The organism is Flavobacterium sp. ZE23DGlu08, assembly GCF_030505335.1.
Taxonomy (GTDB): Bacteria; Bacteroidota; Bacteroidia; order Flavobacteriales; family Flavobacteriaceae; genus Flavobacterium; species Flavobacterium algoritolerans.
Window position 1 is genome coordinate 3,667,933 of record NZ_CP130045.1, and the last position, 21,052, is coordinate 3,688,984.

Annotated in this window: 24 protein-coding genes; 18 read left to right on the top strand and 6 right to left on the bottom strand. The window is 34.2% G+C overall.

Features of this window, described 5'->3' with window-relative positions; all coding sequences use genetic code 11:
• Positions 1 to 270: 270 nt before the first annotated feature.
• From Q1W72_RS15985 to Q1W72_RS15995, 3 genes are all read left to right on the top strand, one after another.
• On the top strand, positions 271 to 741 hold the full coding sequence (locus Q1W72_RS15985) for a T9SS type A sorting domain-containing protein (protein ID WP_302136398.1): 471 nt from the start codon (positions 271 to 273) through the stop codon (positions 739 to 741).
• Positions 738 to 1,046: a hypothetical protein gene (locus Q1W72_RS15990; RefSeq protein WP_099715276.1), complete on the top strand. Its 309-nt coding sequence runs from the start codon at positions 738 to 740 to the stop codon at positions 1,044 to 1,046. The genes Q1W72_RS15985 and Q1W72_RS15990 overlap by 4 nt, the downstream gene beginning before the upstream one ends.
• 122 nt (positions 1,047 to 1,168) lie before the next feature.
• On the top strand, positions 1,169 to 1,873 hold the full coding sequence (locus tag Q1W72_RS15995; protein WP_302136399.1) for a hypothetical protein: 705 nt from the start codon (positions 1,169 to 1,171) through the stop codon (positions 1,871 to 1,873).
• A gap of 120 nt (positions 1,874 to 1,993) precedes the next feature.
• Here the strand turns inward: Q1W72_RS15995 and istB are convergent, their stop codons facing one another.
• The 6 genes from istB to Q1W72_RS16025 form a co-directional block, all read right to left on the bottom strand.
• Entirely contained in the window at positions 1,994 to 2,731 is a 738-nt protein-coding gene (istB, locus tag Q1W72_RS16000) for an IS21-like element helper ATPase IstB (RefSeq protein WP_113667236.1), read from the bottom strand.
• Positions 2,732 to 2,748: 17 nt separating this feature from the next.
• On the bottom strand, positions 2,749 to 4,296 hold the full coding sequence (istA, locus tag Q1W72_RS16005) for an IS21 family transposase (protein WP_158730039.1): 1,548 nt from the start codon (positions 4,294 to 4,296) through the stop codon (positions 2,749 to 2,751).
• 160 nt (positions 4,297 to 4,456) lie between these two features.
• Positions 4,457 to 4,807: a helix-turn-helix domain-containing protein gene (locus Q1W72_RS16010; RefSeq protein ID WP_367881685.1), complete on the bottom strand. Its 351-nt coding sequence runs from the start codon at positions 4,805 to 4,807 to the stop codon at positions 4,457 to 4,459.
• Positions 4,771 to 5,334 (bottom strand): TonB-dependent receptor, encoded by a 564-nt coding sequence (locus Q1W72_RS16015; protein WP_099715203.1) that lies wholly within the window; start codon positions 5,332 to 5,334, stop codon positions 4,771 to 4,773. The genes Q1W72_RS16010 and Q1W72_RS16015 overlap by 37 nt, the downstream gene beginning before the upstream one ends.
• Positions 5,335 to 5,347: 13 nt before the next feature.
• Positions 5,348 to 5,668, bottom strand: a complete 321-nt coding sequence (locus Q1W72_RS16020; protein WP_302136400.1) for a hypothetical protein — start codon at positions 5,666 to 5,668, stop codon at positions 5,348 to 5,350.
• Positions 5,669 to 5,749: 81 nt separating this feature from the next.
• On the bottom strand, positions 5,750 to 6,403 hold the full coding sequence (locus Q1W72_RS16025) for a TetR/AcrR family transcriptional regulator (protein ID WP_233206890.1): 654 nt from the start codon (positions 6,401 to 6,403) through the stop codon (positions 5,750 to 5,752).
• 334 nt (positions 6,404 to 6,737) lie between these two features.
• On the opposite strand from Q1W72_RS16025, the gene Q1W72_RS16030 reads away from it, so the two are divergent.
• The 15 genes from Q1W72_RS16030 (at position 6,738) to Q1W72_RS16100 (ending at position 20,945) form a co-directional block, all read left to right on the top strand.
• Positions 6,738 to 7,016, top strand: coding sequence for a hypothetical protein (locus Q1W72_RS16030; protein ID WP_099715206.1), 279 nt, complete (start codon positions 6,738 to 6,740; stop codon positions 7,014 to 7,016).
• 333 nt (positions 7,017 to 7,349) lie between these two features.
• Positions 7,350 to 7,526 carry a hypothetical protein gene (locus Q1W72_RS16035; protein ID WP_158234597.1) on the top strand — a complete coding sequence of 59 codons (177 nt, stop codon included), beginning with the start codon at positions 7,350 to 7,352 and terminating at the stop codon, positions 7,524 to 7,526.
• Entirely contained in the window at positions 7,519 to 7,800 is a 282-nt protein-coding gene (locus Q1W72_RS16040) for a hypothetical protein (protein WP_099715207.1), read from the top strand. Before Q1W72_RS16035 ends, Q1W72_RS16040 begins: the two co-directional genes overlap by 8 nt.
• Positions 7,801 to 7,806: 6 nt before the next feature.
• Positions 7,807 to 8,643: a DUF6671 family protein gene (locus Q1W72_RS16045; RefSeq protein ID WP_099715208.1), complete on the top strand. Its 837-nt coding sequence runs from the start codon at positions 7,807 to 7,809 to the stop codon at positions 8,641 to 8,643.
• 8 nt (positions 8,644 to 8,651) lie between these two features.
• On the top strand, positions 8,652 to 9,611 hold the full coding sequence (locus tag Q1W72_RS16050) for an L-threonylcarbamoyladenylate synthase (RefSeq protein ID WP_099715209.1): 960 nt from the start codon (positions 8,652 to 8,654) through the stop codon (positions 9,609 to 9,611).
• 9 nt (positions 9,612 to 9,620) lie between these two features.
• Positions 9,621 to 10,583 (top strand): sodium-dependent bicarbonate transport family permease, encoded by a 963-nt coding sequence (locus tag Q1W72_RS16055; RefSeq protein ID WP_099715210.1) that lies wholly within the window; start codon positions 9,621 to 9,623, stop codon positions 10,581 to 10,583.
• A 195-nt stretch (positions 10,584 to 10,778) separates the two neighbouring features.
• Positions 10,779 to 11,558, top strand: a complete 780-nt coding sequence (locus Q1W72_RS16060; RefSeq protein WP_199074795.1) for a carbonic anhydrase — start codon at positions 10,779 to 10,781, stop codon at positions 11,556 to 11,558.
• A 116-nt stretch (positions 11,559 to 11,674) separates the two neighbouring features.
• Positions 11,675 to 12,364 (top strand): DUF2490 domain-containing protein, encoded by a 690-nt coding sequence (locus Q1W72_RS16065; RefSeq protein ID WP_158234598.1) that lies wholly within the window; start codon positions 11,675 to 11,677, stop codon positions 12,362 to 12,364.
• Between the two features lie 98 nt (positions 12,365 to 12,462).
• A complete protein-coding gene (locus tag Q1W72_RS16070) occupies positions 12,463 to 13,809 on the top strand; it encodes a dihydroorotase (protein WP_099715212.1) in 1,347 nt (448 codons plus the stop codon).
• A gap of 224 nt (positions 13,810 to 14,033) precedes the next feature.
• Positions 14,034 to 14,657, top strand: a complete 624-nt coding sequence (bioD, locus tag Q1W72_RS16075; RefSeq protein WP_199074831.1) for a dethiobiotin synthase — start codon at positions 14,034 to 14,036, stop codon at positions 14,655 to 14,657.
• 575 nt (positions 14,658 to 15,232) lie between these two features.
• Positions 15,233 to 15,667 carry a phosphate-starvation-inducible PsiE family protein gene (locus Q1W72_RS16080; RefSeq protein ID WP_099715214.1) on the top strand — a complete coding sequence of 145 codons (435 nt, stop codon included), beginning with the start codon at positions 15,233 to 15,235 and terminating at the stop codon, positions 15,665 to 15,667.
• A gap of 77 nt (positions 15,668 to 15,744) precedes the next feature.
• Complete coding sequence (locus tag Q1W72_RS16085) at positions 15,745 to 18,477, top strand: HAD-IC family P-type ATPase (protein WP_099715215.1); 2,733 nt, start codon at positions 15,745 to 15,747, stop codon at positions 18,475 to 18,477.
• Complete coding sequence (locus tag Q1W72_RS16090; RefSeq protein WP_131909009.1) at positions 18,464 to 18,658, top strand: hypothetical protein; 195 nt, start codon at positions 18,464 to 18,466, stop codon at positions 18,656 to 18,658. The genes Q1W72_RS16085 and Q1W72_RS16090 overlap by 14 nt, the downstream gene beginning before the upstream one ends.
• A gap of 479 nt (positions 18,659 to 19,137) precedes the next feature.
• Positions 19,138 to 20,049, top strand: coding sequence for a TerC family protein (locus Q1W72_RS16095; protein ID WP_099715217.1), 912 nt, complete (start codon positions 19,138 to 19,140; stop codon positions 20,047 to 20,049).
• Between the two features lie 62 nt (positions 20,050 to 20,111).
• Positions 20,112 to 20,945: a universal stress protein gene (locus Q1W72_RS16100; RefSeq protein WP_099715218.1), complete on the top strand. Its 834-nt coding sequence runs from the start codon at positions 20,112 to 20,114 to the stop codon at positions 20,943 to 20,945.
• Positions 20,946 to 21,052 lie beyond the last annotated feature (107 nt).

Sequence of the window (21,052 nt, forward strand, 5' to 3'; positions counted from 1 at the left end):
TACAGTTTTTAATTTAAAGCTGAATTATTAAGTTACTAAAAACTGAAAAATAACACATTTCTAATCAAGAAAAGGTTATTGTTAAAAACCATTTAGTTGAAAACAGCATGGGTTTATGGACCCATTTCAAGCTTTTCTTTTCTTCTTATTCCGATTTTAGAGTTACTAATAACTGAAAAGTTCTTACTAATTACTTGTATTTTCGTTTAACGGCATTTTTTATCGATGAAATACATTAATTTAGTTTAATATTGTTTAAAATAAATTTTTATGAGGTACTTGCTTATATTTTTTACCGTCACCTTTCACGGACAAGTTTTACATCATCAAATGCTATCTTCACAGGGTACATCTAAAAAATTACAAGATGGAATAGTAGTTACCCAAACTATTGGTCAACAAAGTATCTCAGGAACTTCCAGTAATAATTATGTTGTCATGCAGGGATTTCAACAAAGTTTTTGGGGCAAATACATTGCTTCAAACCCAACTGAAGTGATCACCGCAACAACATTCCCTAATCCATTTGTTCAGACGGTGAGCTTTGAATTTTCAAAAGTCATTACCGAAGAAATAAATATCAACGTTTTTGATTTAAGCGGACGCTTGGTATTTGAACAAAAGAAAAAAGCAGACAATATGATTCTGACTATTCTACTTCCTTTATTACCAGTCTCCGAATATCTAGTTCGACTAAATACTCCAAGCTTTAGTTATTTCACTAAAATCATTAAACTATGATAAAAAAATACTTTTTATTTATTACTCTTATCGCAACATGTCAAGTTTTTTCTAAAGAAGTTTACCGCAGAATAGAAAAGAATTTTACCCAATATGCTTGTGACGCCGCTTTTGGAAAATCAAATTTAACTCCTTTTGATTTCTTTACTAATTCGTATTATTTAGGTGTAGCTAACTCATTTAATGATGTTAGATGCTATTCCTTTTTTTCGTGTTGTAATAATTCCTCAAAAAATCTTGATTATTTAATTCAATCAGGATTCATTGGGTCTACGACGTATTTAAGAAAAGGAAGAACGGCATAAGAATTTAGTATTGGCTTTAATTTTATAAAACTTAAATAGCTTTATTACTGTCAAAAAAAAGTTACCACTTAACACTAATCGAACCGGATTTTGAATTCATTTCACTATAAATCAATTTAATCATGAAAAAAATAATTTTACTTTTTATATTTTTTTTGTGCGCTAAGAGTTTTGCGCAAACCAATGGAATAACGTATCAAGCTGTAATTTTGAACCCTAATGGAGTTAAAACATCAGATTTGAATAATTCTAATTTGCCATTGGCCAGCAAGGATATTTGCATGCAGTTTAAATTTATTGATGAATTTTCAAATATTGAATATCAGGAAGTTATTAGAACTAAAACGGATTCTTACGGAATGGTTAACCTGATTATAGGAACTGGAACGCAAACTTCAGGATACGCCACTTCATTTGATAAAATTTCATGGAATTCACTTGATAAGAGTTTGGTAGTTGATATAAATGTTAGTGGAGACTGTTCTTCATTTACGGAAATTAGTAAACAACCCTTCAATTATGTTCCTTTTGCTTACTCGGCAATAAATGCTGTTAATGTTACCGGTGTGGTAGCAATTGAAAATGGAGGTACAAATGCAACTACAGTTCTTGGTGCAAAAACTAATTTAGGACTAGATAATGTTGATAACACCACAGATTTGAATAAACCAATTAGTGATGCTTCAAAATTAGCACTGGATTTAAAAGAAGCTTCGGCAAATAAAAGTACTAACATAATTACTGATGGAAATTCGGATATTAAATTTCCAAGTGTAAAATCAGTTAATGCAAATTCCAGTGATATTGACCACCCAATTCCAATTTAAAGTGAGCACCTGATTCCAATTCAAAATGACCACCCAATTCCGGGGCAAAATGACCACCCCATTTTTCATTAAAAACTACTCTTTTTCATCTGTTAATTAGTGTTCAAATATACTTAAATATTATCCTTTGTTTATCCCTCTTTTTTTTCTCATAGATTCTCCATGTAATTCGAGTCGATGAGATTGATGTATCAGCCTATCCAAAATTGCATCAGCTATGGTTTTTTCTCCAATGATGTCATACCAGCCTTGCACTGGGATTTGTGAGGTTACAATGATAGAACCGTTATTATGCCTGTCTTCAATGATCTCTAAAAGGGTAATTCGGTTACTGCTATCCAAAGCTTGGAGTCCAAAATCGTCTAATATAATAACATCTTGCCGTTCTATTTTGGCCAATTCTCTCAGGTAAGAACCATCTGCTTTGGCCATTTTTAATTTAGCAAACAGCTTCGAAGTATTAAAATAACTTACTTTAAAACCTTGGATACAGGCTTGATAACCTAATGCTGTGCCTAAATAACTTTTGCCTACACCAGTGCTTCCCGTTATTAAAATGTTTTCATTTTTTTCGACAAATTCACATTCTGCCAGACGCAGTATGGTATTTCGATCCAGATTACGGGTTTGGTCAAAATTGATACTTTCAATATTTGATTTGTAATGGAATCGGGCGTTGGTGATACTGCGGGCAATACGCCGATTGTGCCTTTCATCCCATTCGGCATCAATAAGCATCGATACAAACTGATCGAGCGTGTAATGGTCTGTTTTTCCGCTTTCAATGGCTGTTTTAAAAGCATTGTGCATGCCGTAAAGCTTCATTTGTTTCATTTTTGTTACTGTGGATTCATTCATGATTACTGTGTTTTAATTTAATTATAATACTGTTTTCCTCTTATGTTAGCGTGAATTGGAAGTTCCTGCTCAGGTTCTTGTTCAAATTCGATATGATCTAAGTTGTTTTCTAAAATATTTTGAATGGTCTTAAAATTGTAAATTTTAAAATCAAGTGCCCGCTTACAGGCATTTATTAATCGCTCTTTCCCTACCTTTTTCTCGAAGTTTAATATTCCCAAACAACTTTTATAAGCCTGTTCAGGATGGTTTCTACTTTCAATTATTTGCATAATATATTCTGCTACTGACTCGTCAATACTACTGGCCCAATCAATGAAGCGGGCAGCACTCCACTGAGCTACAAATTGATGCGTGCTAGCCATATGTTCCGGGATTGTGGTATAGATATAAGGTTTGTAATTCCTTGGATGGATGGCTATTCGATTGTATTTGTGATAGATCTCTACCGTTGATTTGGTATACAATAGTTTCGCTTTTTTCTTGACATATTGATACGGAACGCTATAGTAATTTTTGTCCTGACTTAATTGAACATGCCCATTTTGCATTACTGTTGCAAAGGATTGGTATTTGATTTCAAAACGTTCTTGTGGTAATGGACTTAGTTTTTGTTGTTCATCTTCTAAAAATAATTCTATCCGAGAGTACGGACGTCCTGTGAGTTTTCGACTGTTATGAGCATCCAATAAATCCCATATTTGCTGGTTTAATTCTTCCAGAGAAAAGAATTTAGTTTCTTTTAGATTTACATAAATCCTTCGATACAAGATCTTAACAGCTCCTTCAACCAATGATTTGTCTCGGGGTTTATAAGCCCTGGCAGGCAAGATTGTAGTTTGGTAATGTTCGGCTAAATCAGCCAAGGTTTCATTAATGGTGGGTTCAAAACGACTGCTTTTTATCACTGCAGATTTTAAATTATCCGGAACAATTGCCGCAGGAGTACCTTCAAAAAAACGCATAGCATTTTCTACCGATGTAACAAAATCTTCCTTTTGTTGGCTCATGGAAGCTTCGGCATAGGTGTATTGACTGGCTCCTAATATGGCTACAAAAAATTGTACTTCTTTAATTTCTCCCGTGTCTTTATCAATGATGGAGAGTGTTTTTCCAGCATAATCCACATACATTTTATCACCCGCTTTGTGATTCATGTGCATCACTGGATTGACTCGTTTGCTCCATATTTTATAATGATGTCCAAATTGCGAGCTTCGGTAACCATTAGGATTTAGGACAATATATTGCTCCCACATGTGCTGTATGGTAACGCCAACTTTTTTTAGTTCGCGTTCCATTTTAGGAAAAAAATCATAAAGAAGCTGCAGTTTGGGACTGATTGATTCCACGGTAGTGTGTGAGAACAAAAGTTCTAACTCAGCATCAGTTTTTTCACTAATTACTTCAAAACTTAATCCTAGCACTTCAAATAAAGAAATATACTTCTTTACCGTATTTCTAGAAAGAGATAAGTACTTACTTATGAATAACTTACTTTTTCCGTTACAGTAGAACTTAATTGCTTTTCTAATTTTACTCATGTCTGTTATTTTGTTTGCCATAATCCGTCTTTTTTTAACGAATGTATGGTGCTAACAACATGAAAAAGTAAGTAGTTTTTGATGATCAATTGTACCCCAAAATTAGGTGGTCAATTTGAACTGGAAAGTGGTGGTCAGTTTGCTCCGAAACTGGTGGTCAATTTGCACTGGAATAGGATGGTCAATTTGACTGGTTTTTCCAATCTGGATTACTTTTTTGTGTATTTTTTCGATAGGAAGAAGGATTTTTTCCTCTACTCTGCTTGAATATTCTCGTAAAATGACTTTGATCTGAAAACCCAGTCATGTAGGCTATTTTAGTAAGCGTATAGCTTGAATTTTGAATAAGAGTAATTGCTTTTTCAGTTCGTAATTTCCTAACATAATCCCCAAAATTAAGATTTTCAAAATACTTTGAAAACTCTCTTGATAAATAGGAAGGATTCAGCTCTAAATCATTAGAGATTTTTTTTAGGTCAAAAGTAAATTGGGTGTCTATTTGATCTGATATACTACCACAAATGAAATTGATCCATTTCTTCCATCAGATGCCCATATCCCTGGACTCGGATAAAATAAAGGTCGTTTAGTGAAATATTGCTTATTAAAAACATTATTCAAACTTGCTTTAATTTCAAATTTGGAATTTATTCTTATCGTTGAATTGAGATCAAATATTCCATATGAAGGAACTAAACCAATTGCTCCGGTTGCTGTTGGCGTAAGTGTATTTAATGCATCGGCAAAACTTGTGGCTGTATAACTATAGAGTCCCGACAAACTTAATTTCCAATAATGAACTGAAATTCCATTTCTGGAAATTATATTTGGTACACTTTCAATTTTGTTGTCTTCAATATTTACATTTGAATTTCCTGTTTTAAGATTTCCTGTTGTGTAGCGACCATCCATAAAGGAGGTTGAACTAAATAATGACATTTCTATTTTTTTATTTAAAACCCAGTTAATCTCAATAAATATTTCAATTCCTTTGGTTAGAGAATTTCCAATATTTGTTCTGTATGTATAAAAATTTCCTTCATTATCAGTTAAAGCCAAAGTTCCAAAACGGTTATTGTATTGAAGTAAAAAACCTGTAACGTCCCACTTTTAAAGATTTCCAATTTCCTCTAAACCTTAATTCTGCATTATATCCTTTTGCATCTTTAATGTTCTCATCTACTTTTTCGTATATAGAATTTGGAACAATGTCTTTGAAAAGCATGGGCCTATATACTTGTGAGAACCCTCCATAAACCTGTGAGAAATTTGTGGGCTTACAGCTAAAACTTGCTGCAAATAACGGAAATTTATGTTGTATACTTGCTGGTATTTCATTTTGAGGGTAATAGTTTATTGTTCCTGACATTTTACTTTCACCAATTTCATGCATTATTAATTCTATATGCGGGCACAGTTTAGCATGTCTAGTCTTGGATGGAGCTCCTGAAAATGACAGAGATCTCATCAACAACTAAATTTTATTTATGCTGGAAAACACCAAATTATCAAGAAAAGAAATGATTTTTGTCTCGTCTTTATTTACCCCAAAATCGGTAAGTGAAGGCAGGTTGTTCATGAAAAAATTCTGAAAATGCGCCATTTCAATGATAGTGGAAGCTAATGATTTAGGGTATTTGTATTTCGGATTGCATTCTGAAATTAAATCTCCAATAACGGCACAAAGATCTTTGTATGGTTTAAAAAAATGGTGTCTATTGTCTTCGCTTACATGCTTTGTTAAGTATGCTTTTGAACCTTCTGAAATAACAATTTGATGCAATAGGCTCTCGTTGACATAACTTGTTTTTTCATCATGTTTTACTGTTGTGGCTAACAATTTAATTACCATTTTTAATCTAATTATGGGGTCACTAATGTTATTGGTATTAAAGCCTATCTGGTATTCAAGCCAACTCCAATACCAAGCTACAATATATAACAGCAAGCGATGTTTGTTTTCAAAGTATCGGTAAATACCCGCTTCGGTTGTACCAATGTCTTTTGCTAATTTTTTAAAGGTGAACGCTTCAAATCCATTTTTATAGATTAATTCAATGCTGTGTCTAATGATTTTTTTGCCTAACTCCGACTGTTCAGGGTTGCGCAGAAATAATGCTTCATTCATTTTTATTTGTAACTGTAACTCCATTTTAATCCTTGTATTGATTGGTCTTCGTATAATAAATTGCTAAAAAGAAGATGTCTCATCTTTCTTTGGCAAATATAGCTAAAAATTATTTTACAATTATTAATGATAGTATTGCTATCATTAATAATATTATATCTATCTTTGTCGCGTTAATCTAAAAGATATAATCATGTTGCTAATTCGTAAATTACAGGAATTGCCAGACCCAATTAATAGTTTTGAATTAATATATTAATATATAAAGGAAATCCAAAAAATTTATCGAATAATTAGAAAAGTAAAAAACTAAAACCTAATAATTAAGTATAAAATGAAAAATCAACAAGTCTTTAAATTAATAGATGGGGTTTTTACTCCGGTAGAAGCAGGGAAAGTATTAACTGCATTAATAAACAGTAAGATTAACCACCATAATCTAGAGGATTTTAGCAATCATATTCGTTTCAATAATGACATCACTCACTCCAAAAAAAGAGTAGTGGAACTTAACGAAGCTAAAGAAAAAATTAAAAATTTAGTGGAAGTTGCAGAAGCAAATGGATTAAATTTGGTTGTAAATAGTACGATTGAAATAAGTTTTAAAGAATAACTAATATGTTTCAAGGTAGAAAACCTCTTATAGCAACCAAGCATAAAAAAGAAAATGTGATTGCACCGATTTTTGAAAAAGAATTAGGCATTATTTGCTTTGTCTCTGATAAATTTGACACTGACATATAGGGAACTTTTTCGGGAGAAATTGTGAGAAAAGATAGTGCATTAACGACTCTTTGCAGTAAATGTCTCCTTGCGATGAAAGAAAATGATTGTGATTTAGGGAGTCCTAAATAAAACTACTACAAAAAGAACTGTTTTATTTAAGAAATAACATAGATGAAAAAAAATGGAATTTAAAATTGGAAGCAGTAATTAAAATAGAAAAATGAATCAATTAGTAATAAAAATAGCTATTTCACTAGTCGCAATGATTGTTTTACTTGTTATGGCTTTAACAACACATGACGTAATTAACAGTGAACTATTTGCGTCTTTTGCCATAATACTTGGAGCATATTCTTCTAATCAGTTATCAAATAAAAACAACCAAAATTATGAATAGAATCGAAAATTTAACACTTATTGACGGTAACTTCTCGGAAGTTGAGGCGAAGGAAATTTTAATTAGTATTTTTTCTTCCAAAATAAATTTCCATAAGATAAAAAATTGGAGTTCACAGGAACGATATGGAGAAGACGATGAAATTGCTCAAAAAAGAATTCCTGAGCTAAAAAATGAGATTGAAAAATTGCAGAAGATACTATCGGAGGCGAAAGCCAAAAACAAGAGATTGTTAGTTAGTTCACAAATAAACATTTCACTTATTGACAATTAGTAATTTATGTTCAAAGGTAGAAAACTTCTTATAGCAACTAAGCATAAAAAAGAAAACGTGATTGCCCCGATTTTTGAAAAAGAATTAGGCGTAAGTTGCTTTGTCTCAGATAAATTTGATACTGACACATTGGGAACTTTTTCGGGAGAAATTGAGAGAAAAGATGGCGCGGTAACGACTCTTCGCAATAAATGTCTCCTTGCTATGAAAGAGAATGATTGCGATTTAGGTATCGCCAGCGAAGGGTCTTTTGGGATGCACCCCACAATTTTTTTTGCCCATGCCGATGATGAATTTTTAATTTTTATTGATAAAAAAAATGAGTTAGAAATTATAGTAAGAGAACTCAGTATGGATACCAATTTCAATGGCAGCGAAATTAAAACTGAAGTCGAGCTACTGGAATTTGCTGCTAAAGTAAAATTTCCATCGCACGGACTTATTTTAAAACCATCGGAAAAGGATATTTCGAAAATAGCTAAAGGAATCACTGATGAAAAGATTTTAAAGGAAAGCTTTAATGAAATGATGAAAGAATTTGGGAAAGTATATGTCGAAACCGATATGCGCGCACTGTACAATCCAACACGAATGAAAGTGATTGAAACAGCGGTATTAAAATTAGTAAAGGCAATTCAGTCGTTATGTCCTATGTGTGAAACACCTGGATTTGTGGTTTCTGATGCCAAAATGGGATTACCGTGTGAATGCTGTAATTCGTCTACGCGTTCTACTTTGAGTTTTATTTATACTTGTAAAAAGTGTAACCATACTTCTGAGGAATTGTATCCACATAAAAAAATGACCGAAGATCCTATGTATTGTGATTTTTGTAACCCTTAAAACGAATTATGACAATGGTTTCAAAAGACATATCAAAAGCTGCCAAGATTTTAGTCCAAGAAGATTTGGTTGCCATTCCTACAGAAACGGTTTATGGGTTGGCTGGAAATATTTACAGCGAAAAAGCCATAAAAGCGATTTTTGAAATGAAACAAAGACCTTTTTTTAATCCTTTAATTGTTCATATTAAATCAATCGAACAATTAGACGAATTAGCAAAAGATATACCGAAAAAAGCTAGATTGTTAGCTGATAAATTTTGGCCGGGACCTTTGACTATGGTGTTGAAAAAACAAGAAGCGGTTCCCGATTTAGTTACTGCAGGAAAAGATTCTGTGGCTATTAGAATTCCAAATCATGCTACAGCTTTGGCATTGTTGGAAGCATTAGATTTTCCATTAGCTGCTCCAAGTGCCAATCCTTTTGGGGCAATAAGTCCAACAAATGCTTTGCATGTTGCGGAATATTTTAGTGAAAAATTACAGATGGTTTTAGATGGAGGCGATTGCCAAAACGGAATAGAATCTACGATAATTGGTTTTGAAAATGAAGAACCGATATTATATCGATTGGGTTCTATTTCTGTGGAAGATATTGAAGAAGTTATCGGGAAAATCCAAATTAAAAACAAAAAAGAAAACGCACCAGATGCGCCTGGAATGTTATCACGACATTACGCACCAGCAACCACCACTTTTTTAGAAAGTGATGTAGCGCAATTCATCAGGGGATTTCCAGATGAAAAAATCGGATTGTTACTTTTTAAGGAAAGGATCGAAAATGCTACTGTTTTTCATCAAGAAATTTTATCCAAAAAAGGAGATTTAAAAGAAGCTACCTCACATTTGTATGCTGCAATGCATCGATTGGATAAAATGGACTTAGATATGATTGTTGCGGAACGATTTCCGGATTTTGAATTAGGAAAATCCATTAACGACAGATTAGAACGTGCAACAAAAAAATAAAAATAAAAGATGAATTTAGATTTACTACTAGATAATTTAACAAATCCGGCTTTATTGTTTTTCCTTCTTGGTATAATTGCCACAAGATTGAAAAGCGATTTAGCAATTCCAGACAATACATCCAAGTTTATTTCTTTGTATTTATTGTTTTCTATTGGATTTAAAGGCGGACAAGAATTGGCGCACAGTGATTTTCATATGGAAATCATTTGGGCAGTCTTATTTGGGATATTAATTGCGGTTGTCATTCCTATTTATTGTTTCTTTATCTTAAAGCAAAAGTTTAGTGTTGAAAATTCGGGTGCAATTGCGGCAGCATATGGTTCGGTTAGTGCGGTAACTTTTGTAACAGCAGTAACTTTTTTGGAAATTCAAAAATATACTTTCAGCGGACATATGGTAGCCGTAATGGCATTGATGGAAGCACCAGCAATAATCATCGGAGTAATTTTAATTAGATTATACAACAAGAAAGAAGTTAGTTCCAGTAAAATGAGTTCTGTCATAAGACATTCTTTAACCAATGGAAGTGTTTTATTAATTCTTGGAAGTTTGGTGATTGGTTTTTTAGCTAGCGAAGAACAAGCTATGGGAATTAAACCCTTTACCACTGATATTTTCAAAGGGTTTTTAGCAATTTTTTTATTAGACATGGGTATTGTAAGTGGAAGAAAATTAGACGATTTCATTAAAAGTGGATGGTCTACCTTGGTATTTGCCATTGTAATACCGCTGATTAATGGGGTAGTAGTAGCTTTTTTAAGTCAACTAGTGACTGATGAGGTTGGCAACCGATTTATTTTTGCCATTCTAGCAGCAAGTGCTTCCTATATTGCGGTTCCTGCTGCCATGAAAATTGCAGCACCAAAAGCCAATCCAGGTTTATTTTTGCCTATGGCATTAGCCGTTACCTTTCCGTTTAATATTACTTTTGGAATGCCTATCTATTTGTCTATTATTCTTCGTTGTTAAAAAATAATAATTGTAATCACTAATAGAATAAAAAAACTATCAACCAAATCAATCAGTTCATTTGTTGTAAATTAGCAATAATAAATTAAACCTTATATAACCATTGAAATTCAAATCATAATTTTACTTTCATCATTAAATAGATTTAGAAGTTATTTTAAAAATTGATATAGTCTAAACATTAAATATATTATTATGAAAAAACACTTTTTGATCGCTATTGCATTGTTATTAATTCAAAATATCACACATGCACAAACAGAAAAAGCTAACAAAAAAAAGGCTAGAACTCTAATGGCAATTGATTCTGTTAAATGGAGGGTTGACCATTATATTGTAAATAGGGATTCTGCTTATGCAAATCCTCGTTACGCACTTAAAAAACTCCAAGGGGGTAACAGACGATTTATTGAGAGCAAAAGTATACGCCCAAGACAAGACATTAGCTTTATCAAAAAATTAGAAAAAGGACAAGAACCATTTGCTACAATTGTAGGATGTTCAGATTCACGTGTTCCAAATGAATTAATTTTTGACCAAGGTTTGGGAGATTTATTTATTATTCGTACAGCAGGTCAAGTTTCTGCGGCTGCTTCTTATGGTAGTATGGAGTTTGCTGTTTTAAAATTAAATACAAAATTAATAGTTGTACTTGGTCATACAGAATGTGGCGCGGTTGATGCAGCAGTTAAACGTCCTGAAAACGTACCTGGTCATATTGTTACGCTTATCAACGAAATAAAAGGAGCAGTTGCAAAATCCTCTCATATTGCTGGTAATGCTACTAATAATGCTGTGAGACAAAACGTAATTGACCAAGTAGCGGATCTGAGAGACTTGGACCCAATATTACACAAAAAATATATTGATGGCGAAATTTTAATAGTGGGTGCCGTATACGATATTCATACAGGGAAAGTAGAATTTCTGGAAGAAACTCTATTAAATCTGCCACAAAATAAGTCTAAACAATAATATTGAACTATATGATTGCCGCTTTAGAAACAACTTGGTATTAGTTACGGACAGTCATATTTATTTTTATTCTAACACTATTTCTACACAATTATACTTATTCGCAAGAACAGAGATTGTCTGACCATAATAGTATTGGCTGGCTTGCCTATACCGGCACCTTAAAAATACATCCAAAAATTGCTTTGCATACCGAATACCAATGGCGCAGAGTAGATGGGCTAAAAAATCCGCAACAAAGTTTGCTGCCAACAGGGGTGAATTATGCCCTGAGAAAGGATGTAAGTTTAAATGCAGGTTATGCTTTTGCCGAAACGGATCCTTATGGCGATTATCCAAATGCAAATGCTTTCTCTGAACATCGCATGTATGAGCAAATAGTTTTGAAAAATCCAATAGGAAAAGTGGAGGTGTCCCATCGGTTTACCTTGGAACAACGGTTTCTTGAAAAATTCATTACTCAAAATGGAGTAACTAACACAGACTGGGTTTTCCTGAACAGGATGCGATACAGGTTAAGAACGGAGATTTCTATATATAAAAATAGTACCGACAATAACAGCGTGAGCATTATTTTATTGGATGAGGTGTTTGTCGGTTTTGGTAAAAATGTCGGAGCGAATGTTTTTGATCAAAATAGATTGGCTGCTTTAGTCGGTTATAAAGTAAATAAAAATGTAAAAATTGAAGCAGGTTATTTGAGTCAGATTTTGCAACAAGGAAAAAGGGTAAATGACAAATCGGTATTTCAATATAACAATGGATTTATGCTTACCACGCATTTGTCTTTTGATGCCGTGAAATAGTCGTGTAGCTTATCTAAAATTAGAAACTTTCAGTAAAATCAAATGTCATTTCTTTGAATATTAGGGATGAATTCAAATAACAACCAAAAGTACCACCTATGCATCAATCTATAGTAATAAAAAATGTTAACATCGTCAACGAAGGTCAGATAAAAAGTACTGACGTTTTTATCCAAAACGGCTTTATCCAAAAAATCGGCAATCTGTCCGGAGAAATCACAAAGGATGCTAAAACCATTGATGGAACCGGCAAGTACCTGTTTCCGGGTATTATAGATGGGCAAGTGCATTTTAGGGAACCCGGACTAACCCATAAAGGAGATCTCTATACAGAAAGTAGAGCAGCTGTTGCGGGCGGCACAACTTCTTTTATCGATATGCCAAATACAGTTCCCAATGTATTGACCACTGAAATTCTAGATGAGAAATTTCGTATTGCCTCAAAAAAATCTTGGGCTAATTATTCTTTCTTTTTAGGGGTTAATAACGACAATTTAGACAGTGTACTTCAAATGGATACGTCTCAATTCATAGGGGTTTCTGATGATGGACTTTATTTTACCAAGAAGGGAAATTTGCTTGCCGATAGTCCAGACACTATGGAAAAACTTTTTTCGAATTGTAAATCCATTATTGCCATTCATTCAGAAATGGAAAAAATCATAGAAGAGAATGAGGAAATTTACAGAGCAGAATATGGTGAAGATGTGCCAATTGCATGTCATCCATTAATTCGCAGTGAAGAAGGATGTTATCAATCTACCAAAAGAGCTATTGCCATTGCCGAAAAACACAAGGCAAGGTTGCATATTCTGCATTTGACCACAGAGGCCGAAACCCATTTGTTCCGAAACGACATACCGCTAAGAGAAAAGAACATTACCACCGAAGTATCGGTTCAAAATCTTTGGTTTTCAGACAAAGACTATCAGCGATTGGGAACCTTGATAAAATGGAACCCTGCCATAAAGACGGAGCAAGACAGAGTAGGTCTTTTGAAGGCTTTGCTGGATGACCGAATTGATATTATCACTACGGACCATGCACCGCACAGCTTGGAAGAAAAGGAAAAGCCATACTTCCAATCCATGTCGGGTGCGCCAATGGTGCAGCATTCCCTGTATATTATGCTTGAATTATACAAGCAAGGGCTTATCTCTTTAGAGAAAATCGCCGAAAAAATGTGTCATAATGTAGCGATACTTTATGGTATCGAAAAAAGAGGCTTTATCCGTGAGGGTTATTTTGCCGATTTGACATTGGTTGACTTGAATTCACCTTGGACAGTTGGTAAAGAAAATATTTTGTACAAGTGCGGTTGGTCGCCATTAGAAGGCGAAACATTTCAGTCAAAAGTGACCCATACGTTTGTTAACGGAAATCTAGTCTATGAGAATGGTAATTTTTCCGAATTCATTCCGGGGCAAAGATTAGAATTCAAGTAACTATTCAGGTCTCAATTATAACTGCTAAGTCGAATAATAAAAAATTGCCGCAAAGACACAAAGGCTCAAAGGAAATAGTTGGAAAAGAATAAGAGATTAAGTTGATTACTTAAATTATCAAATTAAATGACTTGAAAACTTAGCGCCTTTGTGTCTTAGCGGCAAAAAAATGTCTATTATTTGTGGTTACTGAGTAGTCACGAATTCAATTAAAAAAACACAACATAATGAAAACATATTTTATAACAGGAATTGGTACGGATATAGGAAAAACAATCGTGTCAGCCATTCTCGTCGAAGCGCTAAAAGCCGATTATTGGAAGCCTATTCAATCCGGAGATCTGCACCAAACAGATACAATGAAAGTGCAGGGACTTATCAGTAATTCCACTTCTGATTTTTTCCCTGAAGCGTACCGCCTTACAGAACCAATGTCTCCACATGCCGCTGCCGCTATTGATGGCGTTACAATTAATTTAGATTCCATTAAAGTTCCACCAACCAACAATAATCTCATTATAGAAGGAGCAGGCGGTTTGATGGTTCCGCTCAATAATGATTCTTTGGTAATTGACCTTATAGAAAAATTAAAAGTGGAAGTTATTCTGGTCTCCAGAAATTATCTCGGAAGCATAAACCATACACTGCTTTCCGTCGAAGCTCTTCAACGCAGAAACATTCCCATTAAAGGAATAATATTTAACGGGAATCCTGTAAATACCAGTGAGAAATTCATTTGTGAATACACGGGGCTGAAATCTTTATTTCGCATTGATAATGAAGAAACAATTGACAAGCAAACCATTTTAAAATACGCCTCTGAACCAAATATAAAATCACTACTTTAAAATTTAAGTGGGTTTTTATTTCAAACCTTAGTCTAGAGTAAGTTAACCCGTTTGAACGATGGTTGGGTATTTTACCTTTTGGTAAATCAGGTTCGTCAGCAAGCAATGGCGCAAAAAAACGAAATTTGGAAAGTGGGAAATAGAAGCATGAAAAAACTAAATCGCCGAACTTAAGCTGACAATTAAAATGTGGAAAGTGGAAAAATAAAACTTACGCAAAAAAAACAAAGATCCTACAAAATTGTCATAGTTGTTAAACATAAAACATCGACAACATAGGATTAACGTTTTGCTAACCAACAAGCTAATGTTTCTGTATTTTGCTAACAACCAATTAAAAAAAAACAAAAAAACAATTATATTGCTAAAAGGACACATTTTTATAACTAAATTTACTTGTAATAGCAGGACTTTAATAGCGTAAAAGACAACCCTGATAAAATTGACACGGAGGACAAACATAAAATATCGAAAACTTAAGATCAATTTTCGGAGGGCTTTTTGCCGATTTGACAAGCCAACGCTTAAAAATTGAAATAATTAATCTCCAACTTTAATCTGTTAAAAAAAATACTATGAAGAGCGATGATAAATTTTTAAGAATAATTATAGCCATTAATAAAAATATAATTCGTGTTTTAATTGGAATTATGACTTTAATTTTAATATTGGGCACATTACATCTTTACTATTTAGAATTTAAAAAAATTACCGCTCCACCTTATTTATTGATTGATGTTTCCACTTTATTCGAAGTGTTTAATTTGATATTGATTATTGCGGTTGGATATGAGCTTATAAAAGCATTGCTATTAATTATTTCATCCGATACAATTCCTACTATTCCAATTATAGAAATCTCAATTATTGCTATTTCAACTAAAATAATCACACTAGATATACAGCAAACAAATAGTAATACTATTGTAAGTTTAGCTTTGTTAATTGCTGCGCTCGGTCTTGCTTATTTTTTGTTGAAATATTGTAAGACACCACAAAACAAACCCTGAACAAATTTAAGTAGCACCTATTTCTGAATGATTTTAATTGTTTTTTAGATAATTAAGTAACGATAAATGAAGATTTTATGAGTAGCATAGTCCAAAATAAAGAATGGCATTCAGTTTCATACAGTAATGTATTAGAGAGTCTCGATACTTCCTCTGAAGGTCTTAGTACAACAGAAGCTGGGAAGCGCTTGAAAAAGGAAGGACCTAATATCATTTACAGGCAAAGTAGAGAAAGTGCCTTTAAAATTTTGCTGAGGCAATTTCTTAACCCGCTTATATATGTTCTACTTACTGCTACCATCCTTGCTATAACTATGGGCAAAATCACAGATGGTATAGTGGTGTTTTGTGTAATAATTATTAATGCCATTATCGGGTTTGTTCAGGAGTACCAGGCTGGAAAAACCATTCAGGGGCTTCTCCAATTAATTCCGGAAAATGCTACAGTGATTAGAGATGGAAAGCAAAAGAATATTCAGGCTGCTGAACTAGTTCCCGGTGATTATGTATTGCTTCAGGCTGGCGATAAGGTATCGGCAGATATGCGGCTCACATTCGTAAAAAATATGCAGTGTAATGAATCTATCCTTACAGGAGAATCCTTGCCGGTGGAAAAAAACACGGATATTATTGACGCAGATGCAGGAGTTGCTGATCGTAAAAATATGGTTTTTAGCGGCACATTGATTACTTCCGGCACAGCAGAAGGCGTAGTTGTTTTGACAGGCATTAAAACCGAGATTGGTAAAATTTCCGCACTTCTTCAAATTACCACATCAGTCAAATCTCCACTGACAAAATCTCTTGAAAAAATTGCACGGGGAATTACCTATGCCATCATCCTTGTTGGTATTTTAGTTTTTCTAATAGGAATATTTCGTAATTATACATTCATAGATGCAATATTTTTTGCCATTACTCTTGCGGTAGCAGCTATCCCAGAAGGACTGCCTGCCGTAATTACTATTGCATCAGCTATCGGTATTATGCGAATGGCAAAGAGACAAGCTATTATCAAGCATTTATCTGCTGTAGAAACCTTGGGTAGCACCACTGTAATCTGCTCAGACAAAACGGGAACGCTTACCCTTAACGAAATGACCGTTCAGGTACTTTGGAATGGAAAGCAAAAATTCAATGTTACAGGAGTAGGCATTAATACTGATGGTAAAATTTTAAAAAATGATTCCGATGAAGAAGGAACAGATGATGAAATTGGTGAACTTATTAAGGCTGCAGCACTGTGCAATGACGCAACACTTCATAAAAAAGAGGGTCATTGGAAATCAGTAGGAGACCCTACAGAGGTTGCCCTGATAGCAGTAGCTGGAAAGTTTGGAATAAACGAGGACGAACTAAGAAGCAAATGGCGGAGGTTGGATGAATTACCCTTTGATTCCGAAAAAAAAATAATGGCTACGCTCCATCTATCCCCTTCCGGAGAAAAAATGATTTACCTTAAAGGCGCACCTGAATCAGTTATTCCACTTTTATTAAATAGTGAAAATTCATCCATTGTCTTTGACACAGAACAGGTACGAACGGAGGCTTTACAATTAGCAGGAACAGGAATGAGAGTATTGGCTTTCGCTTCCAGAAAGTTGGATAGCGAACATTCATCACTCATTACGGAAGAGGATCTTTGCGATTTTACTTTTTTAGGGATACAGGCCATAAGTGACCCTCCAAGGATGGAAGTAAAAGAAGCGATCGATTCGTGTCATAATGCAGGTATTACGGTGAAAATGATTACCGGAGACCATCCTGCAACAGCCGCAGCAATAGGCAGGGAACTTGGATTTATAAATGCAGACAGGGTTATCACCGGAAAGGAACTTCAGAATTTGAATGCCCAGGAGATTCAAGAGGTAGTAAAAAACACCAATATTTTCGCACGGGTATCCCCCGAAGATAAATTAAATCTAGTAAAAGCCCTTCAGGCCAACGGGGAAGTGGTAGCCATGACAGGAGATGGTGTAAATGACGCCCCAGCACTTAAACGTGCAGATATTGGCGTAGCTATGGGTATCAGTGGTACGGCTGTTGCCAAAGAGGCGGCAGACATTATCCTGGCCGATGATAATTTTGAAAGTATAAAGGCTGCTGTTGAAGAAGGACGCAGAGTATTTGATAACCTTTTGAAATCGATTGTATTTCTTCTGCCTACAAGTATAGGATTGGGATTGGTTATTTTTATTGCCGTGTTATTTTTTCCCTCTGAAGGGGGAATTCTACTCATCCCAATACAGCCTGTTCAGGTATTATGGATCAATCTTATAACTGCCGTTGCCTTGTCATTGCCGCTTGCACTTGAAGCAATGGAACCCAATGTAATGAATCGTCCTCCACGTAAGCCCAATAAACCTTTATTAAGTTCTTTGATAATTTTCAGGATGACACTGGTTTCTCTGGTAATGGCAGGTGGAACAATTGGATTATTTCTTTGGGAATATAATATTGAACTGTCCAGAGGCATGGAACACTCACTGGCCATTTCGGAAGCTCAAACAATGGCTGTAACAGCAATGGTTTTATTTCAGGTGTTTTACCTTATTGATTGCCGATCTCTTAATTTTTCAGTCAATCAAATCGGGCTTTTCTCCAATCCATTTATTTATATCGGAATTGCAACAGTACTGTTTGTTCAAGCCGCTTTTGTTTATTTTCCATTTATGAATCGTTGGTTTCATTCATCTCCATTAAAAGCTGAGGCATGGGGGATGTCAGCCATGGTAGCTTTTTCAATTCTAATAATTATCAGTGTTGAAAAATGGATTCAAAGAAAATATTTTAAAAATGTTAAGATGTAATACTTGTTGTGAAGTACATGTTTTATATGCGAGGAAAAACTTGTTGTCAAGAAGTGTTTTACAAGGAGGAAGAATGGATTGTAGCATAGTAAATGAAATGTTTTGTGAACCAATCAACAAAAACCTAAAACAAGATGGATATGATCCTTATGCCGATGAAATAAAAAAACATAAACACTGAACTCATGAAACTACTTTGGCAATTACTGTGAAACAACACAGCAACAATTTGAACAATTTAGAGGTCATACAGTTTGGAGTATTGAACAAGGTTTTTATGCCGCAACATTTGTGTCAAACTTACAGAGTATTATAGAAAAAAAAATCGAACCGAATATAAACAATAGAATATGAAATATGACTATAATCAATAGTATAGGTATTACAAACTATAAAGGATTCATACAAGCATCAAGTTTTTTCATGCTATAAAATTTTGTTAGGCATTTGCCAAAAAGTTCATTACCTTTAAGAAGCGTTTTCGTTCAATACAGTTTGTACAAGTAAATCCCGAACAGCTTGTAGACGCAGACTGTCAGACCATCGTTATAGAAAAGTATTTTAGTAAGATTCAATAGACAAACATTTTGGTAAACCGTAAAAATCGACCAAATGAATTTGGTAAAACAAGAGGAGTCGAAAAATTAAACAAGTACAAGTATGCAAACGGATTTGAGTTTTTGGATTGGTTTTAACGTATTTGTACTGCTGATGCTGGCATTGGATTTAGGGGTGTTTAACCGCAAAGCGCATGAAGTAAGCATTAAAGAAGCCATGATTTGGACGGGGGTTTGGATAACACTTGCCATGTGTTTCAATGGGCTTATTTATTACTGGCAAGGCGAGGTAAAAGCATTGGAGTTTTTTACGGGTTATGTGATTGAAAAAGCATTGAGCGTAGATAATATTTTTGTATTCGTTTTAATTTTTTCTTATTTCAAAATTCCGGCTATCCATCAGCATAGAATTTTGTTTTGGGGAATTATCGGAGCTTTAATAATGCGGGCTGCATTTATTTTTGCGGGAGTCGCGTTACTCGAAAAATTCCATTGGACAATTTATGTTTTCGGGGCGATACTGATTTATACGGGATATAAGATGCTTAAGCAAAAGGAGATAATAATTGAGCCAGAAAAAAATCCCCTTATAAAATTATTCAGAAGAGTAATGCCTGTTACTAATGAACTGCATGGTGGTAAATTTTTTGTAAAACAAGATGGGAAACGGTTTGCAACGCCTTTATTTTTAGTATTGGTGTTGATTGAAACCACCGATTTGATTTTTGCGGCGGATAGCATTCCTGCAATACTGGCAATCACACAAGACCATTTTATTGTTTATACTTCAAATGTGTTTGCAATACTTGGCTTGCGCTCTTTGTATTTTGCACTGGCGGGAATGATGGATAAATTTCGGTATTTGTCGAAGGGACTTGCTTTGATATTAATATTTGTTGGACTGAAGATGTTGCTGGCTGATTTCTACAAATTGCCAATACAAATTGCTTTGTTGGTAATTCTCGTTATTTTAATCTTGAGCATTGCAGCATCATTGATGTCTCGCAAGAGATGATAATAGATTTAATCGGTCAATTGAATAGTGTTTTGCCATAATAACAATTAACATAAAAGATAATGGATAAAATTCTTGTTACCACCGATTTTTCTTCAAATTCAAAAGCAGGTTTGCGTTTTGCCATTCAATTGGCATCCCAACATAAATTTGAGTTGACTTTTTTTCATTCCTACTACATGGCAAATCTCACGTCGTTAAGCAATCTTGCCTTTGCTGATTATGAAAGGAAAGAAGCGGATAAAATTCAAAAAAAACTAAACCAATTTGTAGCATCGGTTTATAGGGACATGGATGTTGTTTCTATAAATAAGAAGTGTATAATAAATAGTGCTGTTCTTGCGGACAGCAATATCCGGGAATATGCCCAGGAAAATAAATTCAGTTTTATCTGCATCAGCACCAGAGGCTCAGGAAAACTGAAAAAAATATTCGGCACAAACACTTCCAGTCTAATCTCCCATTCAACAGTTCCTGTTATAGCCGTACCCCAGAATTATCGTCGAAGTGAGATAAAGAGCGTTATTTACGCCTCCGATCTTGTAAATCTTGAAAATGAACTGAAAAAAGTAATTGAATTCACGAAGCCATTAAAGGCAAAAGTTGAAATACTCCATTTCAATTTCCCCGCCGAAATAACAACCAACAAAAACACCATAGATGAATTGGTAAAAAAAAATTCAAAGCATAATATTAAACTGCATATCGAAAATATCAATCTGGCCAAGAGTTTAATTTCAAACATAGAGGCGGTAATTAAGCAGTCAAAACCTTCCATGATGATTATGTTCACGCAACAAAACAGAAGTTTTTTCGACAAAATATTTTTCTCCAGTAACTCAGCCAATTATTCCTTTAAAGCCAAAGTACCGTTACTCGTTTTTAATAAAATATAAGTCCAAGAAATGGAGAGATGAAAAGAACGGTAAAATACTCATAGGCAACTTCCCGTAATTTACTGATTTTAATACTTACCAACAACTTTAGGAGAAGATCAGGGTAA

Coding starts and splice junctions, on each gene's coding strand:
- Q1W72_RS16055 (WP_099715210.1), top strand. CDS start 9,621: ATGAATTTAGATTTACTACTAGATAATTTAACAAATCCGGCTTTATTG.
- Q1W72_RS16045 (WP_099715208.1), top strand. CDS start 7,807: ATGTTCAAAGGTAGAAAACTTCTTATAGCAACTAAGCATAAAAAAGAA.
- Q1W72_RS16085 (WP_099715215.1), top strand. CDS start 15,745: ATGAGTAGCATAGTCCAAAATAAAGAATGGCATTCAGTTTCATACAGT.
- Q1W72_RS16035 (WP_158234597.1), top strand. CDS start 7,350: ATGAATCAATTAGTAATAAAAATAGCTATTTCACTAGTCGCAATGATT.
- Q1W72_RS16050 (WP_099715209.1), top strand. CDS start 8,652: ATGACAATGGTTTCAAAAGACATATCAAAAGCTGCCAAGATTTTAGTC.
- Q1W72_RS16020 (WP_302136400.1), bottom strand. CDS start 5,668: ATGCATGAAATTGGTGAAAGTAAAATGTCAGGAACAATAAACTATTAC.
- Q1W72_RS15985 (WP_302136398.1), top strand. CDS start 271: ATGAGGTACTTGCTTATATTTTTTACCGTCACCTTTCACGGACAAGTT.
- Q1W72_RS16030 (WP_099715206.1), top strand. CDS start 6,738: ATGAAAAATCAACAAGTCTTTAAATTAATAGATGGGGTTTTTACTCCG.
- istB (WP_113667236.1), bottom strand. CDS start 2,731: ATGAATGAATCCACAGTAACAAAAATGAAACAAATGAAGCTTTACGGC.
- Q1W72_RS16025 (WP_233206890.1), bottom strand. CDS start 6,403: ATGAATGAAGCATTATTTCTGCGCAACCCTGAACAGTCGGAGTTAGGC.
- istA (WP_158730039.1), bottom strand. CDS start 4,296: ATGGCAAACAAAATAACAGACATGAGTAAAATTAGAAAAGCAATTAAG.
- Q1W72_RS16070 (WP_099715212.1), top strand. CDS start 12,463: ATGCATCAATCTATAGTAATAAAAAATGTTAACATCGTCAACGAAGGT.
- Q1W72_RS16040 (WP_099715207.1), top strand. CDS start 7,519: ATGAATAGAATCGAAAATTTAACACTTATTGACGGTAACTTCTCGGAA.
- Q1W72_RS16060 (WP_199074795.1), top strand. CDS start 10,779: ATGAAAAAACACTTTTTGATCGCTATTGCATTGTTATTAATTCAAAAT.
- Q1W72_RS15995 (WP_302136399.1), top strand. CDS start 1,169: ATGAAAAAAATAATTTTACTTTTTATATTTTTTTTGTGCGCTAAGAGT.
- Q1W72_RS16080 (WP_099715214.1), top strand. CDS start 15,233: ATGAAGAGCGATGATAAATTTTTAAGAATAATTATAGCCATTAATAAA.
- Q1W72_RS16090 (WP_131909009.1), top strand. CDS start 18,464: ATGTTAAGATGTAATACTTGTTGTGAAGTACATGTTTTATATGCGAGG.
- Q1W72_RS15990 (WP_099715276.1), top strand. CDS start 738: ATGATAAAAAAATACTTTTTATTTATTACTCTTATCGCAACATGTCAA.
- Q1W72_RS16100 (WP_099715218.1), top strand. CDS start 20,112: ATGGATAAAATTCTTGTTACCACCGATTTTTCTTCAAATTCAAAAGCA.
- Q1W72_RS16095 (WP_099715217.1), top strand. CDS start 19,138: ATGCAAACGGATTTGAGTTTTTGGATTGGTTTTAACGTATTTGTACTG.